A 24,277-nucleotide genomic window follows, 5' to 3' on the forward strand; every position below is an offset into this window, starting at 1 on the left:
GGTTAGTCCTCGAACACTTGAGTGACGAGCAGGGGTCGTGCGTGGAGGTAGCGCGTGACACGACGCTTGGCGTCAATATCCCTGAATACCAAATCGACCTGGGCTGCTGTCAGTCCGATAGCCTCTGCGACTTCGTCTGACGGAATCCCGTGATTCACCGCGTAAAGGCACAGATCCATCTGGTGATAAGGTAGCGCAAAATAGAACTCCTCCTGGCTCTGCGGCATCGAGAACGTATCCGTGGTCGGTGGCCTGCGCTGGATCTCCTCCTCGACCTCGAGATATTCCGCGAGCTGATAGACCTGTGTCTTGTAGAGATGAGCGATCGGCATCACGTCCGCAATTCCGTCGCCCTGCTTGACGAAAAAGCCCAGGTCGTGCTCGAGACGGTTCGGTGTGCCGGCGACCGCGTATCGGAGGCGGTCGGCGTGGTAGTACTCCGTCATCTTGCGGACACGCTGCTTGAAATTGGTCGCGGCGACGATCTGGAGATAGGCGTTTGACGAAAGACGAACGGTGCGGGTGCTGCCGTCGCGGCTCTGAACCGTGAGACGGGTGATATTCAATCCGTTGCTCGCGAAAACCGACGGTAGCACCAGCTTGCATTTCCAGCCGTCGTCATATTCGGGAACGACAGTCCGGATTGCCTCGATCTGCCGGCGATAGGCGCCGAGCCCCTCGAGGGCGGGCGATATGTCTTCCAACACAGTATCGATGCCAAGCTGCGCCGCCCAACTGCGGCCGAGCCTCAGCGAATCGTCCGAAGAATGGTGCTCGGGCATGAAGATACCCAAGACCTTGTCGTTGCCGAATGCACGCACGCACAACGCCGCGACGACGGAGCTGTCGATGCCGCCGGAAAGACCAACGACAGCGCCGCGGCGCCCCAACACACTCAAGACCTGTTGGCGTAGCGTCTGGACAATCTTCTCGACTTCGGCAGCGGGATCGAGCGCCAATACGTTGTTGCCAAACTCCCGCGCAGCCGGAATGTGCGCAGCAAGGGTCATGACAGCGCTTTCCGCTTGCAAAATTCGGCCGGCGTGTAGGTTTGCACGACCGCACTCTCGACCAAGGGGAGGTTGGTGGCGAGGTAGGGATCGACGACGAGCTCGATATGCGTGCCTGCGACGGGGATCACGTCCAGGCTTGCGAGTGAGCAATCCCAGCCGAGCGATTGCGGCGCTCCATCTCGGTTGCAGCGAAACAGTGTAGCTCCGATTGGCAAAGACGGCCTGGGCGACGCCAGCCATTGGTAGAAAGCTCGCGACCGCAACACCTCTTGCAGCTCAAGCCTAATTCGGAAGCAGGTGGCGTTGAACTTCCCTCGCGCATAGCGATGAAGCATCCAGGTAAGGGGGGCCTCGCCACCGATTGCTGCCGTAACCTTTGCGAGTGCTCGGCAGGCTATCCGCGAAATGTTCACACGATTGGCGCGGAGCCGCCGCAACGTTCGGGCGAGCGTCTCCCGGTAATCGCGGCCCTCGTTGATAATCGCTGTATCGAGAATCCCCAGGAACTTGATGGACCGCCGTGCTTCCAGCAGCCGCGCCGCAACTTCGAATGCCACCACACCACCAAGGGAATGGCCGAGAAGGCGAACATGTCCGACGGGTTGGCTCCGGCGGATTTGCTCCACCGCGGCATCTGCCATAGAGGCGACCGTGTTGTTTCCGGCGAGGATGCTCCCCAGGTCGGGGTATTTGATCGGGACGACCCGGGCGATCTTGCCGAGCCCCGCTGCAAAAGCGGCCATGCTCGGACCGTAACCGAGGGACCCCGGCAACAGGAACAGGATGGGACGCAGATCGGCTTGCACGCCCACGGCTTTGGCGGTTGCCTTCCCGGACACAATCGCCGTGACCATCTCCGCGGCTGTCATATCGAGCGCGAAGTGTGCGACCGAGAGCTCCAGCCCGGTGGCGCTCTCTATCTCCTGAATGCACCGCTGCAGCCTTGATAAATCGTCGGCTTCCTCCGAGGTTCCAGGCATGTTGGGAGTGTTGAAACTCGTGGACTGGGCGTCCCGCACGATTTGATAGATCGTCGGCTCGCGTCCCTGCGCCCATGAGGGCCGCAGCCTCTGGTTGACGAACGGGTCGGCCGGTCGTTCCACCACTTCTGGTTGGAGATAAGTCCGAGCCATAGGTCACCTGCCGAGCCTAAAGCTTGTTATCGCCGGGCATGGAAATTTCGACATCCTGCGTTTGAAGGACGTCGCCGACAGATGGGACAACGGTGTGCCATTATGTCGCGGCGGCGCTGCCGCTGAGCTTCATTGATTTCCGCGATCATCTTTGGGCACGGCGGGATTGCTGCTCATTCTCACGAGCACGCGATGATCGAGGCGGCTTGGTTCCGTGTTGCTGGAAAGTAGCAGGCCAGGCGCTGCGCTGAACACCAGCTCGATATGAATGCCCAGCGCTGTGATGACGACTGGGTGCAGTATGTCGTCCGGAACATGTTCAGAAAGGTGCTTGAGGGCCGCACCTTCACCATGACCGGCCCGCTCCAAGCTGAGGCGAAGGAACTCTCTGAAAGCTGCCGGGCGATCATCAGGAGCGCTGCAACGGAGTACCGCATAGTAAAAGTTGTGGAACGGAATAAGACAACCGGACTTGAGTCGATGACTTCACTCCGCGGAGGTATCGATGTGAGAGCAACGAAACTACCAGCAGTCGATCTGTTGCTGTGCCGCCGTTGCGGGGGGGCACGCACTCTTATCAAGATTGTGGCGCAGCCTAGAGCCAGTCTGCCCGGCGATCGGAGGACGTTCCGGTGTCCCAGCTGCATGTCGTCCCAGACCTACCAAATCAACCGGCACGGGGCGCAGCTACTATCTTCGGATTGAGATGCAGTTGGGCGGGTCTGACTGGAAAATATCCGGACCAGATTGCTCCTGCTTCTCTAGCCAGCAGGCTCAGTCGTGCTCGCACACGCCACGTCGTCTCCGCGTCGAGCGACGGATAAACTTCAGGTCGGTATGTCGGCGGCTGGAACCAAAAGTTGCGATTTTGATTCGCTGCTTTGCTCGGAGACCATACGTCGTCGCCACACTACGCCGGCGCGCGTCCACAAGTAGTGAACTTGTGGTTATCAACCTCAGATGCTTGTTACTAACTGGCTGATATTGCAGGCCATCGAAAAAGAGAGCTGCGGTTCATTTTGTTCAGCCAGAATGTCGCACCTTTACCAACGGTTTACATAATACCTACAAATTGCAGGAACGGGACTTGATAACAAGAAAGTCATCGAACCCCGTGTTCGTCGCTCTGCCATTGCACTTCTGCTGACTGCTTCATTTCCACGACACCCCGCACATTGCGGACCAACGGTCGAAAACCGAGGGACCCTTCGTCATGCTCGCCAGCCTGTCTATTCGCGCCAAGATCACCATTGTTCTTTCATTTTTGCTGCTTGCGATGACGGGTCTCGGCCTGATCGCGGTTCGCAAGATGCAGGCGATCAACGCCAATGCGGTGGATATCCAGACCAGCTGGCTGCCGAGCGTTCGTCTGCTCGGTGATTTGCGCTCGGGCACGATCACCTATCGCAACGTGATCCGTCAGCACATGCTGTCCGAGACGCTGGAAGAAAAGCTGGCCAATGAGAAGACCCTGGAGACGGTGGTCACGAGCAACAACGGCATCCGCGCGAAGTATGAGAAGCTGATCACCTCGCCGGAAGAGCGCGCGCTCTACGAGGAATGGAGCAAGCTCTGGGACAGCTACAAGAAGGGCACGCTCGATGTGATGGATCTGTCGCGCAAGAGCGCCGGCAAGATGCCGCAGGAAGCCAATGCGTTGAACACGAAGACTGTGAATCCGATCGGCCTGAAAGCTGACGAAATCCTGAACAAGGACATCGAGCTCAATCTCAAGGGCTCCGACACTGCCGGTGCAGACGCCCTGGCCAATTACGACGCAGCCTTCATGATGGTTGTCGCGATCCTCGTCGTGTCGGCGTTGCTCGGCATCGGCATTGGCATCTATCTCGTGCGGGACGTCTCCAGCGGTATCGCATCGATCGTCAAGCCGATGCAGGCATTGGGCCAGGGCGATCTGACCGCGGTCGTGCCGCATCAGGGCATGAAGACTGAGATCGGCACGATGGGAGACGCGCTGCAGATCTTCAAGCAGGCGCTGATCGACAAGCGTGCGGCGGACGAAGCAGCAGCAGCCGATGCGGAAGCCAAGATCGAGCGCGGTCGCCGCGTCGATAGCATCACCCGCGAATTCGAAACGATGATCGGCGAGATCGTCGAGACGGTGTCGTCGGCTTCGACCGAACTGGAAGCCTCTGCCAGCACGCTGACCGCGACCGCCGAACGTTCTCAGGAGCTGACAACGACCGTGGCAGCCGCTTCGGAGGAAGCCTCGACCAATGTGCAGTCGGTTGCTTCGGCGACCGAGGAGATGGCCTCGTCGGTGAACGAAATCAGCCGTCAGGTGCAGGAATCGGCCAGCATCGCCAATCAGGCCGTCGATCAGGCCCGCCTGACCAACGATCGCGTCAGCGCGCTTGCCAGTGCGGCCGCTCGCATCGGTGACGTCGTCGAGCTGATCAACAACATCGCCGGCCAGACCAATCTTCTGGCGCTCAACGCAACTATCGAAGCAGCGCGTGCCGGCGAGGCCGGTCGTGGCTTCGCGGTGGTGGCATCGGAAGTGAAGGCGCTGGCCGAGCAGACGGCGAAAGCCACCGGCGAGATCTCGACGCAGATCTCCGGCATCCAGGCGGCGACGCAGGAATCGGTTGGTGCGATCAAGGAGATCGGGGACACCATCGGCCGGATGTCCGAGATCGCTTCGACGATCGCCTCGGCGGTGGAAGAGCAGGGCGCTGCGACCCAGGAAATCTCCCGCAACGTCCAGCAGGCAGCGCAGGGTACCATGCAAGTCTCGTCGAACATCACCGACGTTCAGCGTGGCGCCAGCGAGACCGGCTCGGCATCCTCGCAGGTGCTCTCTGCAGCGCAGTCGCTGTCCTCGGACAGCACGCGTCTGAAGGTCGAGGTCAGCAAGTTCCTGAACGCCGTACGCGCAGCCTGACGCTACGAGATATCGAGACATTGAAGCCGGCGCGAAAGCGCCGGCTTTTCATTGTCAATTGATGCCGCTTCCACCCATTCGCTTGGTGCGCTGTTCTGTTTGCGCAGGTTATGGGCTACCGCGTGCAACGGTTATGTGGTCGCGCTTCTCAACTTTGTGCCCGGCGCTGCGCAACGTCCTGCGGCGTCTTGGCGATCTCTTAGTCATTTGCTGCAATCGTGTACTACGCGCTTTTTGCACGCAGCGGCATACCGTCGTCGCTGCAAGTTATTTGGACCGGCGTTGCGTCTTAGAAAGAGACCATGACCCCTATCGATTATGAGTATTTGCAGAAGATTCTGAAAGATCGTTCCGGATTGGTGCTATCGGCCGACAAGAAGTACCTGCTCGAAAGCAGATTGATGCCGCTGGCGCGCAAGGCCGGTGTCGCCGGGATCAGCGAACTCGTTCAGAAGATGAAAGCCGGTTCCGAGCCGATGATCTCGGATGTGGTCGAAGCCATGACCACCAACGAGACCTTCTTCTTTCGCGACAAGACACCGTTCGAGCATTTTCAGAACACGGTCATTCCCGACCTGATCAAGGCGCGCGCTGGCAAGCGCAGTCTGCGGATCTGGTGCGCGGCTGGCTCGACCGGGCAGGAACCATATTCGCTCGCCATGATCATGAAGGAACTCGGCGCCGCGCTGACGGGGTGGCGCGTCGAGATCGTGGCCACGGATCTCTCGCCCGAAGTGCTCGAAAAATCACGCACTGGCGTCTACACCCAGTTCGAGGTGCAGCGCGGCCTGCCGATCCAGTTGCTGGTGAAACACTTCAAGCAGACCGGCACGACGTGGCAGCTCAATGCCGACATCCGCGCGATGGTTCAGTTCAAGCAGTTCAACCTGCTGCAGGACTACGCGCATCTTGGCAAGTTCGACGTCATCTTCTGCCGCAACGTGCTGATCTATTTCGATCAGGCCGCCAAGACCGACATCTTCGGCAGGCTTGCAAAAGCCAGCGAGGCTGACGGCTATCTGTTTCTGGGCGCAGCCGAGACCGTGGTCGGTCTCACCGACCGCTATCGGGTTTGCCCCAATCGTCGCGGTGTGTATCTGCCGGTGAGCGCGCAGGCGTCGCCATCGATCATGCCCGACATGGGTGCCGGACTGAAGACGTCTCCCGCCAGTATGCGAGCGTAGGAGCGGTCATGGCAGAAGAAGTTGCAACCAACGGGCGCGTCATTTTCGGGCGTGGCTACAATGTCTGGATCATGGCCATCGACGGCACATGGCGGCGCAGTTGTGTGTTGAAGGCTGTGTCGAGTCACGACGCCGAGTTGATACTCGAGACCTCCATCGAGGGCCTCAATCTGAAAGAGTTCTTCCTGCTGCTGTCATCGACCGGACTTGCCTATCGCCGCTGCGAGCTGGTCAAGGTGAACGGTGCGCAGATCGATATTCGCTTCCTGAACACCAAAGGTAGCAAGAAGAAATCGCCGGCAAAGAGCGATCACGGCGATATGGCTGACGCCTGATCATGCGGCATCAAGATATCGATGATCATCACATCGAAGCTTGTATCTTCCAACACGAATAGACCGATCTCGCCACCATCGGCCGAGGCGGTTTCGAAGCCCTCGCGTTCCAGCGTCAGCCGAATGGACATGGACACGAGTGGGTCGTCGTCGACGACCAGAATGCGTTTCACGGCGGCGCCCCCGCGCGCTGGAGTGAGCCTGCAGTCACCCTCCACGCAACACGCAACCGTGACGCGACGAATCGCCGACGACGCCAAGTGTTTAGTCATTTCGCCGGAGGTGTCTGTCCAGATTTGCACACTTGGGGCATTTCGTTGTTGCCGGGTTGCACGCGCCATGTACATGGTTGGATATGAGCGTGATGTTCGAAGAACTGGATTATCGCCCGACGCCGATGGGTGTCCTGACCCTGCGACGTCGGCGGAAGCCGGGCACGGACATCGATATCTTTGAGATCAAGCTCGGCGACGAATTTCTGATGTCGAGCGCATTCACGGCTGCCGAGATCGCGCTGGCGGATATCGGTCTGGCGTCACTAACCGGCAGCGGGCTGGATGTCGTCGTTGGCGGTCTCGGTCTGGGCTACACTGCGCAGGCCGTTCTCGCGCATGAGAAGGTCGGTTCGCTGGTCGTCATTGATGCACTGCCCGAAGTGATCGAATGGCATCAGGCCGGCCTGATCCCGATCGGCCGCGAATTGTCGGCGGACGGGCGCTGCCGTCTCGTCCATGGCGATTTCTTCAAGATGGCGACCTCGACGGGTGGTCATCTCGATCCCGACGAACCCGGTCATCGCTTCGATGCGATACTGGTCGATATCGACCATGCGCCGGACAACCTGCTGCATCCGAGCCATGCCGTGCTCTATACGGCGGCCGGGCTGCAGCGTCTGTCGGAGCATCTCAAGCCCGGCGGCGTGTTTGCGCTGTGGTCGAACGACCCACCAGAAGCTGCATTCACGGCCGTGATGGAGAGTGTCTTTGGCGCCGTCACCGCGCATGTCGTGGCCTTCGACAATCTGAACGCAGACGAGGAAGTGTCCAACACCGTCTATGTCGGCACCAGGATCGAAGAAGCTGTATAGCGCGCCGTTGCGCTATTCGGCGGCCTGTTTCGCCAGCATCTGCTTGTCCGACCGGTTATCGTCGTCGCGCTTCGATCGTCCCCAGCTCGACATGATATTGGAAAGCTTGTCGAGATAGACATAGACCACTGGTGTCGTGAACAGCGTCAGCGCCTGGCTGACGATGAGGCCGCCGACCATCGCGTAGCCGAGTGGCTGGCGGATTTCCGAACCGGTGCCGGTGCCGAGCATCAACGGCACGCCGCCAAGCAGCGCCGCCATGGTCGTCATCATGATCGGGCGGAAACGCAGGATAGCGGCCTTGCGGATGGCTTCTTCCGGTTCAAGATGTTCGTCGCGCTCGGCAGCAATTGCGAAGTCCACCAGCATGATGCCGTTCTTCTTGACGATGCCGATCAACAGCACGATGCCGATCAGCGCGATCAGACTGAAATCGAAACCGAACGCCATCAGAATCGCCAGCGCACCGACGCCCGCCGAGGGCAGGGTGGACAGGATTGTCAGGGGGTGGATGTAGCTCTCATAGAGAATGCCGAGGATCAGATAGACCACAACCAGTGCTGCGAGGATCAGCAGTGGCACCGTCGATAGCGATTGCTGGAACGCCTGCGCCGTGCCCTGGAAGGTGCCGCGCAAGGTCGAAGGCGCGCCTATATCCTGCATGGCAGCCTGTACGGCATCGGTCGCCTGTCCGAGGGCAACGCCCTGCGCCAGATTGAAGCTGATGGTGATCGCCGGGAATTGGCCCTGATGGCTGATCGAAAGCGGCCGCACCGGCACCGTCGTCCATTTCGCAAAGGCCGACAGTGGCACCATGTCGCTTGTCGTCGGCGACTTGATATAGATCTTGTCGAGTGAGTCGAGCTTGCCCTGCATCTCGGGCAATATCTCGAGAATGACGTGATAGCTGTTCAACTGCGTGAAATACTGGGCGACCTGACGCTGGCCGAACGCGTCATACAGCGTGTCGTCGATCAGTTGCGGCTGGATGCCGTAGCGCGAAGCGTTGTCGCGATCGATGGTCAGCGTCAGCGTCGTGCCCTTGGTCTGCTGGTCGGTGGCGACGTCGCGTAGACCCGGCAGCGTCTGCATCTTGGCCAGAATCTTCGGCGCCCACTCGTTCAGTTCGGCCAGATTGGCGTCCTGCAGCGTGTATTCGAACTGGGTGCGGGTAGCCCGGCCACCGAGCCGGATATCCTGTGCCGCCTGCATGAACAGGCGTGCGCCCTGAACCTTCTCCAGCTTCGGTCGCAGCCGTGTGATGATCTGTTGCGCATTGGCGGAACGTTCGTCCCGCGGTTTCAAGGTAATGAACATGCGCCCGGTATTGAGCGCGCCGCCGCTGCCGCCGATCGACATGGCGACGCTGGCGACGTCGGGATCGGCCTGCACGATCTTGCCGAGTTCTTCCTGGTGGATCTTCATGTCCGCAAAGGAAATATCCTGCGACGCTTCGGAGGAAGCGGTGATCAGGCCGGTGTCCTGCTGCGGGAAGAAGCCCTTCGGGATAATCATGAACAGATAGACCGACAGGACGAGCGTGGCGAAGAACACCATCAGCGTCGTCAGGCGCCAGCGCAGCACGAGGTCGAGGCCGCGCTCATAGGCGCGCAGCAGAGCGTCGAAGGCGTTCTCGCTGAGCTGATAGAGCCGGCCATGCTTGGCGTGTTTCTCTTCGCGCAGGAAGCGCGACGCCATCATGGGCGTCAGCGTCAGCGACACCACCAGCGAGACGAAGATTGTCATGGTCAATGTGACTGCGAATTCGCGGAACAGGCGGCCGATAATGCCACCCATCAGCAGCAGCGGGATCAGCACCGCGACCAGCGAGACTGATATCGAGACGATGGTGAAGCCGATTTCACCAGCGCCTTTCAGCGCGGCAGCCATCGGTGTTTCGCCTTCCTCGATATATCTAGTGATGTTCTCCAGCATCACGATGGCGTCGTCGACCACGAAGCCGACCGAGATGGTCAGCGCCATCAGCGATAGGTTGTCGAGCGTATAGCCGAACACCCACATCAGCGCGCAGGCACCGAGCAATGCGAGCGGTACGGTCACGCTGGGAATGACGGTGGCCCAGACGCTGCGCAGGAAGACGAAGATCACCATTACGACGAGCGCGATGGTCAGCAGCAGGGTGAACTGGACATCCTGCACGGCGGCGCGGATGGTCTGCGTCCGATCGCTGAGGACCTCGATCTTCACGGTCGGCGGGATCGCGGCCACCAGACGCGGCAGCTCGGCCTTGATCTTGTCGACAGTGTCGATGACGTTGGCGCCGGGCTGCTTGAAGATCACCAGAAACACGCCGCGCTTGCCATTGGCCCAAGCCGCCTGCTTGGCGTCTTCCGGGCCTGTCACCGCCGTGCCGATATCCCTGACCCGCAGCGGACCACCATTGCGATAGGCGATGATGACGTCGTTCCAGTCTTTCGACTCCGGCAACTGGTCGTTGGCGTAGATCGTGTAACTGCGGGTCGCGCCGTCGATATTGCCTTTCGGGCTGTCGACAGTGGTGATCGCGATCTGGCTGCGGATGTCTTCGAGCTGCAGCCCCTTGGCCACCAGCTTGGCAGGATCAATCTGGATGCGGATCGCCGGCTTTTGCTGGCCGCCGATCGTAACCTGGGCGACACCGGAGATCTGGCTGATCTGCTGCGCCAGTTGCGCATCGACACTGTCGCTGACCGTCGTAATGGGCAGCGTGTCCGATGTCGCCGACAGCAGCATGATCGGCGAGTCGGCCGGGTTGACCTTGCGATAGGTGGGCGGGCTCGGAAGCGTCTTCGGCAACTGTCCGCCAGCGGCATTGATCGCAGCTTGCACGTCATTGGCGGCGCCGTCGATCGAGCGGTTGAGATCGAACTGGATCGTGACTGCAGATGTGCCGAGCGAACTCGTCGAGGTCATCTGCGCCACGCCGGGGATCTGCGCGAGCTGTCGCTCCAGCGGCTGCGCCACCGAGGACGCCATGGTCTCGGGGCTGGCGCCGGGCAGGGTGGCGGCGACCTGGATGGTCGGGAAGTCGACCTGCGGCAAAGGCGCGACGGGAAGCTGGGGATAGGAGACCAGGCCGACAAACAGGATGCCGGCCATCAGCAATGATGTTGCGATCGGATAGCGAATGAACGGTGCTGAAATTCCTCCGTTCATGGCTATTCGCCTTTCGCCGGAGTGGCTGCGGATGTTGCGACCGACGTCGCCACCAGCGCGCCCGGCTGCACTTTATATTGCCCGGCGACGATAACGCGCTCGCCGGCGCTCAGCCCGTCCTCGACCACGGTGCGGCCATCGATGGAACGGCCGACCTTGATTTTCTTCAGCTCGGCTTTGTTGTCTGCCCCGACCGCAAAGGCATAGAGCCCGTCGGCCCCATGCTGAACGGCATCGTCGGGAATGACGGTCGCATCCTTCAACGTGGTCACCAGCAGCCGCGTCGAGACCGACAGGCCGGGCCACAGCACGTGGTCCTTGTTATCGAATACCGCCTTGAGCCTGATCGTGCCGCTGGTCGTATCCACCTGATTATTGATGACCGCGAGCGTGCCTTCCGAGAGCGTCCGCTTTCCGTCGGTGGTTAGCGCGATCACCTTGAGCGGATGTTCCGCGAGCGACTGGCTGATGTCGATCAGGTTCTGTTCAGGCGCGGTGAAGATCACGGCGATCGGCTCGATCTGCGCAATGGTGACGATGCCTGTCTGGGTCGCAGCATTGACGATGTTGCCTTGGTCGACCTGACGAAAGCCGACGCGGCCGGAGATCGGCGCCTTGATCGTGGTGTAAGCGAGTTGGGTCTGTGCATTCGAGATCGCGGCATCGTCGGCAGCGATCTGCGCGCTCAATTGCTGCACGGTGGAGCGTTGTGTGTCTGTCTGTTGCCGTGTCGCGAATTCGCCGAGTTTGGTGAAGCGCTGCAAATCCAGATTGGCATTGGCGAGATTGGCTTCGTCCTGCGCTTTCTTGGCCTTGGCCTGATCGAGCGCTGCCTGGAACGGGCGCGGATCGATCTGTGCGAGCAGGTCACCCTCCTTGACGATCTGTCCTTCGGTGAAAGCGATCGTGTCGATCTGACCATCGACACGGGTCCGCACGACCACGGTATTAAAACCCTGCACGGTGCCCAGACCGCCGAGATAAACGGGGAAATCAGCTTTTTCGACAGATGCAATTTTCACCGGGACGGGGGCAGGGCCGCGCGGTTTGTCGGCATTCGCCTGCTGTGCTCCGGTAGCTCCGTAATGCTGCCATGCGATAGTTCCGCCGGCCGCAAGCAGCGCCAGAACAATCAGCCCAGTCCATCGAAAACGGGTAAGCGTTGTCATGGTGATCTCATCAATCTCTTGGCAGCCACTGACGCAGACATGCGCGTCCAATGCGCGCCCGCTTGGGCGGCTCCTGATCAGCTAGGTGGCGACTCAAATGCTGTAAACACACGACCGCTTGAACGCGTGCTTCATTGCCAAATCTTCATGTTCACTATGATTTACGCGTGATTTCTCGCATCGTTCCAACAGGACACTGCGCCTCGTTTTATGCGGCGTCTTGGACAATCCATCGGCGCAGTGAGAAGCGCCTAGTGTTGTAACTGCGCGTCGTATCCGCCATAGCCTCGTCGAAGCCGACATTGCGGCTTGTAAATGTAATCGATCCGGAGCGGGACATGGACGAGTTGAATGGGCGAATGATCGCCTGTCAGATTTTGATTACCGGATTGATCGCGCGGGTCGCCAATGACTCGCCGGATCCGCTGCGCTTCCTGACCGACTATCGGGACGAGATCAAAGCCGTCGTGCGTGGCATCAACATCGCCGGCATGGAGAATACGGATCGGGTGAGGCAGTCGGCGCTTCAGACCGTCGACGAGATGTTCTCGCTGATGAAGCCGCCCAGCAGTGAATAGGGTGACCGTTTCATATTACCTCTAGGTAGCTGCCGCGACCAATCTAGACATATTCAAACATAAGAACCCTGCATTCTCGCCCAATTGCGTTGACCACCCGTTCTCCTGCCGACTACGTCCATGGGACAAATTATCGCACTTGATGCGTCCTAGCGTCGCAGTTTTGGGGGAATTCGATGGGTACGGCGAAAATGCCGCGATCTTTGCGTGCTGTTTCTGAGGTTCGTGTCGGCGAGGGCGCCGATCCCCATTCTGGCCGAAAAGTAACGGCGGTTGCGGGTCTTATCGCGGTTGCGTCGTTCAGCGGTGCCGAAGCGCAGCAATCCACCCTTCCGCCGGTCACAGTGGATGCCCCGGTTGCCCGGCCCCGGCCGGCGGCGTCGAAGCCAACTCCGGACCAGATTCGCGCGCGCACCGCGCTCCGCCGCGCCGCCCGCCGGGCTCAACCGGTGCCGGTCGCGCCGGTGCCGTTTCCGAATGCCGGCGGACTAGCCGCTGATCCTTTTGCTGATCCCGCCGCGCCCTATAAAGGTGATCGGCTTGCGGGCGGAAAATTCACCGAGAAGCTGCTGGATACGCCGCGCACCGTCACGGTGCTCACCAGGGAAGTTCTCGAGGACAAGAACGCGACGTCGCTGCGCGATGCTGTCCGTTCGACAGCCGGCGTGACGCTTGGAACCGGTGAGGGCGGCAACGCTTTCGGCGATCGCTTCTTCATCCGCGGCTTCGATGCCCGCAATGACGTGTTCGTCGACGGTATCCGCGATCCGGCCGTCAGCATTCGTGAAAACTTCTTCACCGAACAGGTCGAGATCCTGCGCGGTCCGGCATCGTCATTCGCCGGACGCGGCACCGCGGGCGGTGCGATCAACATTGTCACCAAACAGGCCGGCGACAAGAACTTCACCAATGTCGACACCATCTTCGGCACCGATGCCACCAAGCGCGTAACCATCGACGCCAATCAGGTGCTGAGCCCGACGGTGTCGGTGCGCGCCGGCGGCCTGTTCCAGGACGCCAATGTTGCTGGCCGCAACACCACGACTGACGATCGCTGGGGAGGCTTCGCGGCCATCAAGTGGACGCCGGTCGATGCCGTGAAGGTGACGGCGAACTACATTCACACCGACCTCAATTCGATCCCGGATTTCGGTATTCCATGGGACCGCGCGGCCAACAAGCCATCAACGGAAACCGGCATCGCCAACCGCAACAACTACTATGGTTTCGCCAATCGCGACTTCCAGCATGCCCGTCAGGATATCGGCTCGCTGAACACCGAAGTCGCACTGACGCCCGACGTCACTTTCTCGAACAAGATGCGGCTGGAACGCTCGACTCTGGCCTATGTCGGCACCTTGCCGGAAGCGCCCCGCGTCGGCATTCCCGGCTACGTCTCCGACGCTGCCGGCGGCTTCGGCCTGGTGCAGCTCAACGCCGTCAGCCGCTATCAGACCACGGACACGATCGCCAACCAGTCGGACTTCAAGTTCAAGTTCGACACCGGTCCGATCAGGCACACGACCATCGTCGGCGCCGAAATCTCGCGCGAAAAGGTCGATATCGACACCTTTACGGGCCTGACGACAGAGTCGCTGCCGGGTGGCAGCACGAGCATCGGCTCCGTGATCGTTCCGATCAACAATCCGAATCTGACCTATTCGGCTTTCGCGCAGCCCACGCGTGCCAACAATCCAACGGTCATCAAGGTCGACACCAATGCGGGCTACGCCATCAACACGGCGAACTACAATGACCTCGTCTATCTGAACACCGGCATCCGCTATGACGACTACAGCGTCAGCGCAGGCAAGCCGTTTGCGACCACCACCACGTTCCCGCAGAAGGCCGATAGCGGCAATGTAAACTGGAATGTCGGCCTGACGTTGAAGCCGCTACCCTATGGCAGCGTCTATGCGGCCTATGCGACGTCGACCAATCCGGTCGGTGCCGAATTGGACGGGACCGACGCACGCTATGGCGGTTTCAATCTCACGGGCGCCTATAATCAGGTATTCGCGCCAGAGAAGAACAAGTCGGCGGAAGTCGGTACCAAGTGGGAACTGTTCGATCGCCATCTGTTGCTGACCGGCGCTCTGTTCGAGACAACCAAGAGCAATGCGCGTGAGCAGCTGACCGTTGCCGGTGCCACGCAGGTCGTGGCTGGCGCGTCATACAGAATCCGCGGCATCGATCTCGGCGTTGCCGGCAAGATTACCGATCGCTGGAGCGTGTTCGGCGGTCTGGTTCTGATGGAATCAAAGGTGCTGAACTCGGCAACGCCAGCTTTCATCGGGCGCGATCTCGCCAACATCGCGCATCAGTCGTTCAACCTGATGACCAAGTACAAATTCGACTATGGCTGGGAGCTGGGCGGGCAGGCGACCTATCAGTCGCAGCGTACCGGTGGCATCCTTTACACGACGACCACGACGGTCCTGCCGGAATTCTGGCGCTTCGACATGTTCGTCGAGAAGAAGATCGACCAGAACATCACCCTCAAGCTGTTCGTCAACAACCTGACCAACAAGCTCTACTATGACGGCTTCTACAACAGTGCGGCACCATTCGTGCTCGTGGCGCCAGGGCGGTCGGGAACACTTGTTCTCAGTGGGAAGTTCTAGGGGATGCTGATCTGCATCCCTGACGTCTTGAGCAAAAGTGATGTGGCGGAGTTCCGCCGCATCATGGATGCGGCCGGTTGGGAGGACGGTCGCTCGACTGCCGGTGCGCAATCGGCTCTGGTCAAACGAAATCAGCAACTGCCGCCGGACAGCGATGTGGCCCGCGCGCTCGGCAATCGCATCATCTCGGCGCTGACGTCGAACCCGCGGTTTCTGTCTGCGGCGATCCCGCTGCAGATATTCCCGCCGTTGTTCAATCGTTACGTCTCGTCGGACGGACATCACTTCGGCGTGCACGTCGACAATGCAGTGCGCGGCGATCATCTCACGGGCATGCGTATCCGCACCGACCTGTCAGTGACGCTGTTCCTCTCCGAGCCCGAAGAATATGAGGGCGGTGAGCTTGTTATTGAAGACAATTACGGCTCACACGAGGTGAAGCTGCCGGCCGGCCATCTCGTACTTTATCCTGCTTCCAGCTTGCACCTTGTAACGCCTCTAAGGGCAGGTATGCGCGTAGCGTCTTTTTTCTGGCTACAGAGCATGATACGTGATGCTCATGCGCGCAGCATGATCTTCGATCTCGACAGCGCGATTCAGAGCCTAGTTGAACGTCTCGGAAGAGACGACCCAGAAACGGTCAAATTAACGGGCATCTATCATAATCTCATCCGCTACTGGGCCGAGGTATAAGCTTGTTTAGAACTGTTCTTAAGTCGCTGGCTGTGCTGGCAATGGTCGCGTTTGCTTCGCCAATCATTGCGCAGCAGGCTGCAAAGCCCGTGGCGCCGGTGGTTACTCAGGCAGCTCCCGCTGCGGCGCCGGCCCCGGTAACTGCTCAGCCGAGCAGCCCAGCGGCGAGCCCGACCGCTTCGACAGCTCTTGCTAGCCCGGTGGTGGAGGCCGCGCCCAGGCCGATGGTCGCGACCGGTGAGCACGATCTGTCGCCCTGGAAAATGTTCATGGGCGCCGACATCATCGTCAAGGCGGTGATGGTGGGTCTGGCTTTCGCATCGGTCGTCACCTGGACGGTCGGCATCTTCAAGATGATGGAACTGACCTGGGCCATGCGCCGCCTGAAGGCCGCGCTCCGCAAGATCGGTGAATCGCGTTCGCTGTCCGAGGCGCAGATGGCACTCGGCGAGCGCGGCACGATCCTGTCGCGCCTGTTGGCGGCGGCGATGCGGGAAGGGCGGATGTCCGCTGGCATTTCGAGCGATGAAGGCATCAAGGAGCGCGCCGCGTCGAGCTTCGGCGAAATCGTTCGCGCGGAAGGCCGCAAGGTGCGCACCGGTATGGGCATCCTCGCGACCATCGGCGCAACGTCGCCGTTTGTCGGACTATTCGGCACCGTGTGGGGCATCATGAACAGCTTCATCGGCATCTCGAAGTCGCAGACCACGAATCTCGCCGTCGTCGCGCCCGGTATCGCCGAAGCGCTGCTGGCCACCGCCATCGGCCTCGTCGCGGCGATCCCGGCGGTCATCATCTACAATCACTTCTCGCGCGTGACGAAGGCCTACATGGAAATCGTCGGCCGTGCGCAGGGCGCCGCCGGTCGTCTGCTGTCACGCGATCTTGATCGCACGCATTCGAGTTCACACGCACGCGCAGCGGCTGAATAATCATGGGTATGTCGCTTTCCGAAGGTGCAGACGACGATGATGATTTCGGTGAGAATCACGAAATCAACGTCACGCCCTTCATCGACGTCATTCTGGTTCTGCTGATCATCTTCATGGTGGCCGCGCCGCTGTCGACGGTGGACCTGCCGATCAATCTCCCGTCTTCCACGGTGACGCCGCAGAAGAAGCCGGACAAGCCGACTTATGTGAGCATCAAGCCGGATCTCGCTGTCGCGATAGGCGAGAACATGGTCAAGCGCGTCGATCTGGTGCGTCAGCTCGATGCGATGGGCGACGGCAACAAGGATCGTCCCATCTTCCTGCGCGTCGATCGCGCGGTGCCCTATGGCGAATTCTTCGATGTGATGGAACGGCTGCGTGCCGGTGGCTATCAGAAGACCAAGCTTGTTGCACTGGAAGGTGTTCCGGATGCCGCTGCGGCATCGCCGGCACCGATCGCTGCACCTGACGCGCCGAAGCCCTGACGTTACGGAAGCGCTATGTCCGAGCTCGATAGAAAGTCGTCCTGGCGACTGTGGCTGATCGCGGCGCTTGTCGCCGTGCTGCTGCATGTCGGCGGCATTGCTGCGGCTGTGTTCGAGATGCAGCAGGAAGAGGACGACGACGGCCTCGGCGCCAATGCCATCGAAGTCGGGATGGAAATGGTGTCGCCCGACGTCGAGCCAACCGATCTTCCGCAGGGTCCGGATTCGGAGGCCTCGACCGCATCTCCGGCCGTTCAGGAGCAGAAGGCCGTCGAGAAGCAGAGCGATCTCCCCAAGGAGACGCCGCACGAGAGCGAAGAACCCGATCAGGTCGTGACCGAGAGCAAGGCGACCAAGCCGGAAGAAGAGACACCCGAAAAGGCGCAAAAACAGCAGCAGGCGTCGCAGGAATCCGTCGCGTCGGAAGCCGCCGCACAGCAGAAGCTCGATGACTCCAAGGCTGGCGAGAAAGCACAGGCGCAGCAGGGCGGCATCGGCACCGACAAGAAGCGCCTGTCCACAATCTGGTCCAAACAGCTCAGCGCCTATCTCGAAAAGAACAAGCGCTATCCGCAGGAGCGCCAGCAGAAGACCGCCGAAGTGACGGTGAATTTCGAGATCGACCGCGTCGGCAAGGTCCTGGCTGTGCGGGTGGTGAAGGGCTCTGGCGACGCCGCATTCGACGAGGCCGCGGTTGCCATGGTGCGCCGCTCAGACCCGCTGCCGGCGCCGCCGCCGTTGATCGCCGACGACGGCCTGAGCTTCACCGTGCCGGTGATCTTCCGCGTCAAGGGCAAGGGCTGAGGAGAAGGGCGACTTAGTAGGTCGCCCGTCCGCCCGAAATATCGAACACCGCGCCGGTCGAGAAGGCGCAGTCTTCCGAGGCCAGCCACGCAGCCATTGCGGCCAGTTCCTGCACCAGTACGAAACGTCCTTTCGGAATCTTCGACAGCATGAAGTTGATGTGCTGTTCCGTCATCTGGTCGAAGATCGCCGTCTTCGCGGCAGCAGGCGTGATGGCGTTGACGTTGATCTCGTGGCCGGCGAGTTCCTTGCCGAGCGATTTGGTCAGCGCGATCAGGCCGGCCTTCGACGCCGAATAGTGCGAGGCATTCGGATTGCCTTCCTTGCCGGCGATCGAGGCGATGTTGACGATACGGCCGTAATTCTGCTTCAGCATCACCGGTACAACGGCCTTGCAGCACAGGAACGGGCCGTCGAGATTGATGCGCATCACCTTGCGCCAGTCGTCGTAATCGATCTCCCACACCGGCTTGTTGAATCCAGTGATGCCGGCATTGTTGACCAGGATATCGATCTTGCCGAACTCTTGAAGCGTCGCAGCGCGAGCTTCATCAATTGAAGCCACGTCCGTGACGTCGACTTTGAGGGCAATCACGTCGTCGCCGATTTCGCTCGCCGTTTTTACGGCCAGGTCAATATCCTGATCCCAGATCGCCACCTTGGCGCCGGAAGCCACGAAGCGTTCGGTGATCGCGCGGCCAAAGCCCTGGGCGCCGCCCGTGACCACGGCGTAGCGGCCGTTCAGATCGATCTTGTTCATGATGCGATGTCCTCGGTTACAGCGTCCAGCCGCCGTCGATGATGTGTGCGACGCCGGTGGTGAAGGCGCTCTCGTCGCTGGCGAGATAGACGGCGAGGGATGCGATTTCCTCGGCGGTCCCGAGGCGGCCCATCGGCTGCCGGCTCACGAACAGCTCGCGGCCATTCGGGCCTGCGGCTGCGGCGCGGTCGAGCATCGACGGCGTTTCGATCGTGCCGGGGCAGATCGCATTGCAGCGAATGCCTTTGGTGATGTAGTCGACGGCCACAGCACGGGTGAGGGCGGCGACGGCGGCTTTGGTTGCGCCATAGACGTAGCGGTTAGGCGCTGCCTTGAAGACACCGGCGGCGGAGGAAATGTTGACGATCGCACCATTGCCGCGCGCGAGCATGCCGGGCAGGAACGCACGGATGGTCCGGTGCATCGATTTGACGTTCAGGTCGAACGAGAAGTCCCAGTCGGAATCGGAGCATTCCAGTGCTGCGCCGTGATGCACGAAGCCGGCGGCGTTGAGCAGGATGTCGATATCGCCGACCTTCTTCGCCATCGCTTCGACGGCAGCCGTGTCGCGCACGTCGAGCCGTGCAGTCTCGGCGATACCATCCTTGGTCAGCAGCGCCACGCCCTTGTCGTCGATATCGGTGGCGAACACCGTTGCGCCTTCGCGCGCAAAGGCCAGTGCACAGGCGCGGCCGATACCGACAGCGCCCGCGGTGACGAAGGCGCGTTTGCCTTTCAAGCGGTCAGACATGTGAAATCTCCCTGAAATTTTTCATTCACTCTCCGCCGTCATTGCGAGGAGCGAAGCGACGAAGCAATCCAGAAGCCAAGAAGAAAGACTGGATTGCTTCGCTGCGCTCGCAATGACGACCGAGGGATTAGTGATTATGCCGCGCCGTCCCGACCGTGCCGGCGATATCGCGATATCGCGTCGCCAGTTCGAGACAGGCGCCGGTGGCCTGCTGGCCGACGGTGTTGCGATAGAGCTCCTGCCACGGCGTCTGGTTGGCCGGATATTTGAATCCGCCATTGGCCATCAGTTCGGCGCGACGCCGCTTCAGCTCCTCGTCGGAGATCAGGATATTCGCCGAGCCCTTGTTGAGATCGATGCGCACCTTGTCGCCCGTTTTCAGGATTGCGAGGCCGCCATTGGCTGCCGCTTCAGGCGTCGCGTTGAGGATCGACGGCGAGCCGGATGTGCCCGACTGCCGGCCATCGCCGATGCAGGGCAGCGATAGAATGCCGCGTTTGATCAGCGCTGCCGGCGGCTGCATGTTCACGACTTCCGCGCCGCCGGGATAGCCGATCGGGCCGGTGCCGCGCACGAACAGGATGCAATGCTCGTCAATATCGAGCGAGGCATCGTCGATGCGATGGTGATAATCCTCCGGCCCCTCGAACACGATGGCGCGGCCTTCAAATGCGTTCGGATCCTTCGGATTGATCAGATAGCGATCGCGGAATTCCTTGGAGATCACCGAGGTCTTCATGATCGCGGAATCAAACAGATTGCCGCGCAACACGAGGAAGCCGGCATCAGCCACCAGCGGCTTGTCATAGGACCAGATGACGTCGTTGTCCGGTTTGGGCGAGGCGGCGCAATTTTCCCCCATGGTCTTGCCGTTCACCGTGATCACATCCTCATGGATGCGCTTGTGCTTCATCAGCTCGCGGACCACCGAGGGCACACCACCGGCGCGATGATATTCCTCGCCGAGATAGAAACCGGCCGGCTGCATGTTGACCAGCAGCGGTACGTCATGGCCGAATTTCTGCCAGTCGTCGATATCGAGTTCGACACCGATATGACGCGCCAGCGCGTTGATATGAATGGGCGCGTTGGTCGAACCCCCAATGGCGGAATTGACCACGATGCAGTTCTCGAACGCCTTGCGCGTCAGGATGTCGGACGGCTTGAGGTCCTCCCACACCATGTCGACGATACGGCTGCCCGTCTCATAGGCAATCTGGCCGCGCTCGCGATAGGGAGCGGGGATGGCAGCGCAGCCGGGCAGTGACATGCCCAAAGCTTCGGCCAGCGAGTTCATCGTCGACGCGGTGCCCATGGTGTTGCAATGGCCGACCGACGGCGCCGAGGACGCGACCAGCGTCATGAATTCTTCGTAGCCGATCTCGCCGGCGGCAAGGCGTTCACGTGATTTCCACACCACGGTGCCGGAGCCGGTACGCTGGCCTTCGTGCCAGCCGTTCAACATCGGACCGCCGGACAACACGATTGCGGGGAGATTGACTGTCGCTGCTGCCATCAAACAGGCCGGCGTGGTTTTGTCGCAGCCGGTTGTCAGCACGACGCCATCGAGCGGATAACCGAACAGGATTTCCACAAGGCCGAGATAAGCAAGGTTGCGATCAAGCGCCGCAGTCGGCCGCTTACCGGTCTCCTGAATCGGATGTACCGGGAATTCCATCACAAGACCGCCGGCGGCGGTAATGCCTTCGCGCACGCGCTTGGCGAGTTCGAGATGATGGCGATTGCAGGGCGACAGGTCGTTGCCAGTCTGCGCAATGCCGATGATCGGCTTGCCGGACTGCAATTCGTGACGCGTCAGGCCGTAGTTCAGATAGCGCTCAAGATAGAGTGCAGTCATTCCGGGATTGTGGGGATCGTTGAACCATTCGCTCGAACGAAGTTTGCGCTTGGTTGCCTTTGCAGGCGAGGTCCCCGCAGTCGGCGTGGACGAAGTCGACTTGGTCATCATTTCTCCCGCAGCGCACACTTTATATTCTGGTGCGTCGTCTCTTTTGATTGGTCACGAATGTTTGCACGCCACTGGCTGCTTCGCAACGTTTGCATCTGCGAAGTTTTTCTACGACTATGATCCAACGACACGCCGCCAGAAAATCTGGTAGGATGTCAGACAAGTAAGAACAGGCGGCTCCGGCAATCGGAGGACGCAGTCTCTAAAATGGGACATTTGGGAGGGAAATGTATGGCGTCCGTGCAGATTCACGACGTTCGTAAGTCTTTTGGCGGTTTTGAGGTTCTCCACGGCGTGTCGGTCCCTATTGAGGATGGCCAGTTCGTGGTTCTGGTTGGGCCATCCGGCTGCGGAAAATCCACATTGCTGCGCATGTTGGCGGGCCTGGAGAAGATCACCTCCGGCACGATCTCGATCGGCGACCGCGTGGTCAATGATGTCCAGCCGAAAGAGCGCGACATCGCCATGGTGTTCCAGAATTACGCGCTGTATCCGCATATGACCGTTGCCCAGAATATGGGCTTCTCGCTCAAGCTGCGCGGCGCCGACAAAAGCGAGATCGATCAGAAGGTCAATCGCGCCGCCGATATTCTCGATTTGAGGCGATTGCTCGAGCGTTTTCCCCGGCAGTTGTCGGGCGGTCAGCGCCAGCGCGTGGCCATGGGCCGCGCCATTGTGCGTGACCCGCAGGTGTTTTTGTTCGACGAGCCACTGTCGAATCTCGATGCCAAGCTGCGCGTCGCCATGCGCGCCGAGATCAAGGAACTGCATCAGCGCCTGAAGACGACGACGGTTTATGTGACCCATGACCAGATCGAAGCCATGACCATGGCCGACAAGATCGTGGTGATGCAGGACGGCATCGTCGAGCAGATGGGCGCACCATTGGAACTCTACGATCGCCCCGAGAACAAGTTCGTTGCCGGCTTCATCGGGTCGCCTGCGATGAATTTTCTCGAAGGCACGCTGAAGGTGAATGGCGGCCAGCCATGGGTGGAGACCGCAAACGGTGCGAAGCTGCCGATCACGGCAGCGCCTGCGGCAGGGAACGACAAGGCTGTCACTTACGGCATTCGTCCCGAGCATCTCGAATTCGCCGATGACGGCATCGAGGCCGAGGTCGTGGTGGTCGAGCCGATGGGGTCGGAAACCCAGGTCGTTGCGCGCATCGGCACCCAGGACATCATCGCGATCTTCCGCGATCGTCGTCCGGTCGCGCCGGGCGACAAGATCCATCTCAGGCCGCGCGCGAATTCGGCGCATCTGTTCGACAAGGAGACCGGCAAGCGCGTCAACTGACGCGCTTTTCCGCCAAATCAATTTCAAAACATTGGTCGATCAACGAACCAATATTACAGGGAGAAGACGAAAGATGACTGGATTTACACCGGATCGCCGATCTCTGCTCAAGGGCGGCGCGATCACGCTTGCTGCTGCGGCGACCATGTCCGCGGATCAATTGCTAGGCTACGCAAAAGCCTGGGCGCAGGCCTCACAGTGGAAGCCGGAAGCTGGCGCCAAGATCAACCTGCTGCGCTGGAAGCGCTTCGTCGAAGCCGAAGACGTGGCCTTCATGAAGATCGTCGACGCCTTCCAGAAGGCGACCGGCGTCACCATCACCGTCTCCAACGAATCCTATGACGACATTCAGCCAAAGGCTTCGGTCGCGGCGAATACCGGGCAGGGCCTCGACATGGTCTGGGGCCTGTACTCCCTGCCGTTCCTGTTCCCGACCAAGTGCATGGACGTCTCCGACGTCGCCGACTATCTCGGCAAGAAGAACGGCGGCTGGGCCGAGTCCGGCAAGCAGTACGGCATGCATAACGGCAAGTGGATCGGCGTTCCGGTCGCTGCGACCGGCGGTCTGGTGAATTATCGCGTCGCCGCCGCTGAAAAGGCCGGCCACAAGACGTTCCCGAACGATCTCGGTGGCTTCCAGGATCTGTTCAAGGGCATGAACAAGAACGGCACCCCCGGCGGCATGGCGCTGGGCCACGCTTCGGGCGATGCCAATGGCTGGGTGCACTGGGCGCTGTGGGCCCATGGCGGCAAGCTGATCGACAAGGACAACAAGGTCACGATCAATTCTCCGGAGACCGCGAAGTCCCTGGAATACGTCAAGTCGCTCTACGATAACTTCATTCCCGGCACCGCATCCTGGAACGACTCGTCGAACAACAAGGCATTCCTGGCCGGCCAGCTGCATCTGACGACCAACGGCATCTCGGTCTATGTGACCGCAAAGAAGGAAGCCCCGGCGATTGCCGAAGACATGAACCACGCGCATTTGCCCGTCGGTCTGGACGGCAAGCGGCGTGAGCTTCATCTCGGTTTCCCGATCCTGATCTTCTCCTTCACCAAGTTCCCGCAGGCCTGCAAGGCGTTCACCGCCTTCATGATGGAGCCCGAGCAGTTCAATCCGTGGGTCGAGTCAGCCCAGGGCTATCTGTCGCCGTTCCAGCTTGCTTTCGAGAAGAACCCGATCTGGACCGCCGATCCGAAGAACACGCCATATCGCGACGTGGCTTCGACGGCAACGACCCCGGCGGGCGAAGCGCAGATGAGCGAGAATGCGGCGGCGGCGATCGCCGACTTCGTGGTCGTCGACATGTACGCCAATTACTGCACGGGCCGCGAGGACGTGAAGACCGCGATGTCGTCTGCCGAGCGCGCGGCGAAGCGCATCTTCCGCGCCTGAG

20 protein-coding genes are annotated in these 24,277 nt (G+C 60.5%); 12 read left to right on the forward strand and 8 right to left on the reverse strand.

Features of this window, described 5'->3' with window-relative positions; genetic code table 11:
• Positions 1 to 2: 2 nt before the first annotated feature.
• A complete protein-coding gene (gene nadE, locus AB7783_RS05145) occupies positions 3 to 1,010 on the reverse strand; it encodes an NAD(+) synthase (protein WP_439063627.1) in 1,008 nt (335 codons plus the stop codon).
• The gene (locus tag AB7783_RS05150) at positions 1,007 to 2,146 is read right to left on the reverse strand and encodes a thioesterase domain-containing protein (RefSeq protein ID WP_441277027.1); all 1,140 of its coding nucleotides are present in this window, start codon (positions 2,144 to 2,146) and stop codon (positions 1,007 to 1,009) included. Before AB7783_RS05150 ends, nadE begins: the two co-directional genes overlap by 4 nt.
• A gap of 1,213 nt (positions 2,147 to 3,359) precedes the next feature.
• Here AB7783_RS05150 and AB7783_RS05155 point away from each other — a divergent pair.
• The 3 genes from AB7783_RS05155 to AB7783_RS05165 all read left to right on the forward strand — a co-directional run bounded on the left by AB7783_RS05155 (position 3,360) and on the right by AB7783_RS05165 (position 6,570).
• Positions 3,360 to 5,051: a methyl-accepting chemotaxis protein gene (locus tag AB7783_RS05155; RefSeq protein ID WP_441277028.1), complete on the forward strand. Its 1,692-nt coding sequence runs from the start codon at positions 3,360 to 3,362 to the stop codon at positions 5,049 to 5,051.
• A gap of 302 nt (positions 5,052 to 5,353) precedes the next feature.
• Entirely contained in the window at positions 5,354 to 6,235 is an 882-nt protein-coding gene (locus AB7783_RS05160; RefSeq protein WP_441277029.1) for a CheR family methyltransferase, read from the forward strand.
• A gap of 8 nt (positions 6,236 to 6,243) precedes the next feature.
• Positions 6,244 to 6,570 (forward strand): pilus assembly protein PilZ, encoded by a 327-nt coding sequence (locus AB7783_RS05165; RefSeq protein WP_068730616.1) that lies wholly within the window; start codon positions 6,244 to 6,246, stop codon positions 6,568 to 6,570.
• Here the strand turns inward: AB7783_RS05165 and AB7783_RS05170 are convergent.
• Complete coding sequence (locus AB7783_RS05170) at positions 6,546 to 6,743, reverse strand: response regulator (protein WP_441277030.1); 198 nt, start codon at positions 6,741 to 6,743, stop codon at positions 6,546 to 6,548. The genes AB7783_RS05165 and AB7783_RS05170 overlap by 25 nt on opposite strands.
• A 191-nt stretch (positions 6,744 to 6,934) precedes the next feature.
• Between AB7783_RS05170 and AB7783_RS05175 the strand changes: the two genes are divergently transcribed.
• Positions 6,935 to 7,657, forward strand: a complete 723-nt coding sequence (locus tag AB7783_RS05175; protein ID WP_441279640.1) for a spermidine synthase — start codon at positions 6,935 to 6,937, stop codon at positions 7,655 to 7,657.
• A 12-nt stretch (positions 7,658 to 7,669) separates the two neighbouring features.
• Here AB7783_RS05175 and AB7783_RS05180 read toward each other — a convergent pair whose 3' ends face one another.
• Together AB7783_RS05180 and AB7783_RS05185 are read right to left on the reverse strand one after the other, a co-directional pair.
• Complete coding sequence (locus tag AB7783_RS05180; protein WP_231080913.1) at positions 7,670 to 10,813, reverse strand: multidrug efflux RND transporter permease subunit; 3,144 nt, start codon at positions 10,811 to 10,813, stop codon at positions 7,670 to 7,672.
• Positions 10,814 to 10,815: 2 nt separating this feature from the next.
• A complete protein-coding gene (locus AB7783_RS05185; RefSeq protein WP_120291076.1) occupies positions 10,816 to 11,982 on the reverse strand; it encodes an efflux RND transporter periplasmic adaptor subunit in 1,167 nt (388 codons plus the stop codon).
• 338 nt (positions 11,983 to 12,320) lie between these two features.
• Here AB7783_RS05185 and AB7783_RS05190 point away from each other — a divergent pair, with 338 nt between their 5' ends.
• The 6 genes from AB7783_RS05190 to AB7783_RS05215 all read left to right on the forward strand — a co-directional run bounded on the left by AB7783_RS05190 (position 12,321) and on the right by AB7783_RS05215 (position 18,098).
• Complete coding sequence (locus AB7783_RS05190) at positions 12,321 to 12,560, forward strand: hypothetical protein (protein ID WP_089267192.1); 240 nt, start codon at positions 12,321 to 12,323, stop codon at positions 12,558 to 12,560.
• 176 nt (positions 12,561 to 12,736) lie between these two features.
• Positions 12,737 to 15,184 carry a TonB-dependent receptor gene (locus AB7783_RS05195; RefSeq protein WP_441277031.1) on the forward strand — a complete coding sequence of 816 codons (2,448 nt, stop codon included), beginning with the start codon at positions 12,737 to 12,739 and terminating at the stop codon, positions 15,182 to 15,184.
• Positions 15,185 to 15,187: 3 nt separating this feature from the next.
• Positions 15,188 to 15,877: a Fe2+-dependent dioxygenase gene (locus AB7783_RS05200; protein ID WP_441277032.1), complete on the forward strand. Its 690-nt coding sequence runs from the start codon at positions 15,188 to 15,190 to the stop codon at positions 15,875 to 15,877.
• A gap of 41 nt (positions 15,878 to 15,918) precedes the next feature.
• Positions 15,919 to 16,809, forward strand: coding sequence for a tonB-system energizer ExbB (exbB, locus tag AB7783_RS05205; protein ID WP_441279641.1), 891 nt, complete (start codon positions 15,919 to 15,921; stop codon positions 16,807 to 16,809).
• Positions 16,810 to 16,811: 2 nt separating this feature from the next.
• On the forward strand, positions 16,812 to 17,294 hold the full coding sequence (gene exbD / locus AB7783_RS05210) for a TonB system transport protein ExbD (protein ID WP_093758879.1): 483 nt from the start codon (positions 16,812 to 16,814) through the stop codon (positions 17,292 to 17,294).
• Between the two features lie 15 nt (positions 17,295 to 17,309).
• The gene (locus tag AB7783_RS05215) at positions 17,310 to 18,098 is read left to right on the forward strand and encodes an energy transducer TonB family protein (RefSeq protein WP_089267197.1); all 789 of its coding nucleotides are present in this window, start codon (positions 17,310 to 17,312) and stop codon (positions 18,096 to 18,098) included.
• Positions 18,099 to 18,111: 13 nt separating this feature from the next.
• Here AB7783_RS05215 and AB7783_RS05220 read toward each other — a convergent pair whose 3' ends face one another.
• The 3 genes from AB7783_RS05220 to AB7783_RS05230 all read right to left on the reverse strand — a co-directional run bounded on the left by AB7783_RS05220 (position 18,112) and on the right by AB7783_RS05230 (position 21,575).
• Complete coding sequence (locus AB7783_RS05220; protein ID WP_309944422.1) at positions 18,112 to 18,858, reverse strand: SDR family NAD(P)-dependent oxidoreductase; 747 nt, start codon at positions 18,856 to 18,858, stop codon at positions 18,112 to 18,114.
• 16 nt (positions 18,859 to 18,874) lie between these two features.
• Entirely contained in the window at positions 18,875 to 19,609 is a 735-nt protein-coding gene (locus AB7783_RS05225; protein ID WP_068730627.1) for an SDR family oxidoreductase, read from the reverse strand.
• 127 nt (positions 19,610 to 19,736) lie between these two features.
• Positions 19,737 to 21,575, reverse strand: a complete 1,839-nt coding sequence (locus AB7783_RS05230) for an IlvD/Edd family dehydratase (RefSeq protein WP_439063638.1) — start codon at positions 21,573 to 21,575, stop codon at positions 19,737 to 19,739.
• A gap of 234 nt (positions 21,576 to 21,809) precedes the next feature.
• Between AB7783_RS05230 and AB7783_RS05235 the strand changes: the two genes are divergently transcribed.
• Together AB7783_RS05235 and AB7783_RS05240 are read left to right on the forward strand one after the other, a co-directional pair.
• On the forward strand, positions 21,810 to 22,877 hold the full coding sequence (locus AB7783_RS05235; protein WP_089267200.1) for an ABC transporter ATP-binding protein: 1,068 nt from the start codon (positions 21,810 to 21,812) through the stop codon (positions 22,875 to 22,877).
• 73 nt (positions 22,878 to 22,950) lie between these two features.
• The gene (locus AB7783_RS05240; RefSeq protein WP_175367345.1) at positions 22,951 to 24,276 is read left to right on the forward strand and encodes an ABC transporter substrate-binding protein; all 1,326 of its coding nucleotides are present in this window, start codon (positions 22,951 to 22,953) and stop codon (positions 24,274 to 24,276) included.
• Position 24,277 lies beyond the last annotated feature (1 nt).

The sequence above is a fragment of the Tardiphaga sp. 172_B4_N1_3 genome (genome assembly GCF_052076035.1).
Lineage (GTDB): Bacteria > Pseudomonadota > Alphaproteobacteria > Rhizobiales > Xanthobacteraceae > Tardiphaga > Tardiphaga robiniae.

Excerpts from the sequence above, each read along its gene's own strand:
- AB7783_RS05155 (WP_441277028.1), top strand. The coding sequence starts at position 3,360 with ATGCTCGCCAGCCTGTCTATTCGCGCCAAGATCACCATTGTTCTTTCA.
- nadE (WP_439063627.1), bottom strand. The coding sequence starts at position 1,010 with ATGACCCTTGCTGCGCACATTCCGGCTGCGCGGGAGTTTGGCAACAAC.
- AB7783_RS05190 (WP_089267192.1), top strand. The coding sequence starts at position 12,321 with ATGGACGAGTTGAATGGGCGAATGATCGCCTGTCAGATTTTGATTACC.
- AB7783_RS05195 (WP_441277031.1), top strand. The coding sequence starts at position 12,737 with ATGGGTACGGCGAAAATGCCGCGATCTTTGCGTGCTGTTTCTGAGGTT.
- exbD (WP_093758879.1), top strand. The coding sequence starts at position 16,812 with ATGGGTATGTCGCTTTCCGAAGGTGCAGACGACGATGATGATTTCGGT.
- AB7783_RS05240 (WP_175367345.1), top strand. The coding sequence starts at position 22,951 with ATGACTGGATTTACACCGGATCGCCGATCTCTGCTCAAGGGCGGCGCG.
- AB7783_RS05165 (WP_068730616.1), top strand. The coding sequence starts at position 6,244 with ATGGCAGAAGAAGTTGCAACCAACGGGCGCGTCATTTTCGGGCGTGGC.
- AB7783_RS05220 (WP_309944422.1), bottom strand. The coding sequence starts at position 18,858 with ATGAACAAGATCGATCTGAACGGCCGCTACGCCGTGGTCACGGGCGGC.
- AB7783_RS05225 (WP_068730627.1), bottom strand. The coding sequence starts at position 19,609 with ATGTCTGACCGCTTGAAAGGCAAACGCGCCTTCGTCACCGCGGGCGCT.
- AB7783_RS05180 (WP_231080913.1), bottom strand. The coding sequence starts at position 10,813 with ATGAACGGAGGAATTTCAGCACCGTTCATTCGCTATCCGATCGCAACA.
- AB7783_RS05175 (WP_441279640.1), top strand. The coding sequence starts at position 6,935 with ATGTTCGAAGAACTGGATTATCGCCCGACGCCGATGGGTGTCCTGACC.
- AB7783_RS05200 (WP_441277032.1), top strand. The coding sequence starts at position 15,188 with ATGCTGATCTGCATCCCTGACGTCTTGAGCAAAAGTGATGTGGCGGAG.
- AB7783_RS05185 (WP_120291076.1), bottom strand. The coding sequence starts at position 11,982 with ATGACAACGCTTACCCGTTTTCGATGGACTGGGCTGATTGTTCTGGCG.
- AB7783_RS05215 (WP_089267197.1), top strand. The coding sequence starts at position 17,310 with ATGTCCGAGCTCGATAGAAAGTCGTCCTGGCGACTGTGGCTGATCGCG.
- AB7783_RS05235 (WP_089267200.1), top strand. The coding sequence starts at position 21,810 with ATGGCGTCCGTGCAGATTCACGACGTTCGTAAGTCTTTTGGCGGTTTT.
- AB7783_RS05230 (WP_439063638.1), bottom strand. The coding sequence starts at position 21,575 with ATGACCAAGTCGACTTCGTCCACGCCGACTGCGGGGACCTCGCCTGCA.
- AB7783_RS05150 (WP_441277027.1), bottom strand. The coding sequence starts at position 2,146 with ATGGCTCGGACTTATCTCCAACCAGAAGTGGTGGAACGACCGGCCGAC.
- AB7783_RS05160 (WP_441277029.1), top strand. The coding sequence starts at position 5,354 with ATGACCCCTATCGATTATGAGTATTTGCAGAAGATTCTGAAAGATCGT.
- exbB (WP_441279641.1), top strand. The coding sequence starts at position 15,919 with ATGGTCGCGTTTGCTTCGCCAATCATTGCGCAGCAGGCTGCAAAGCCC.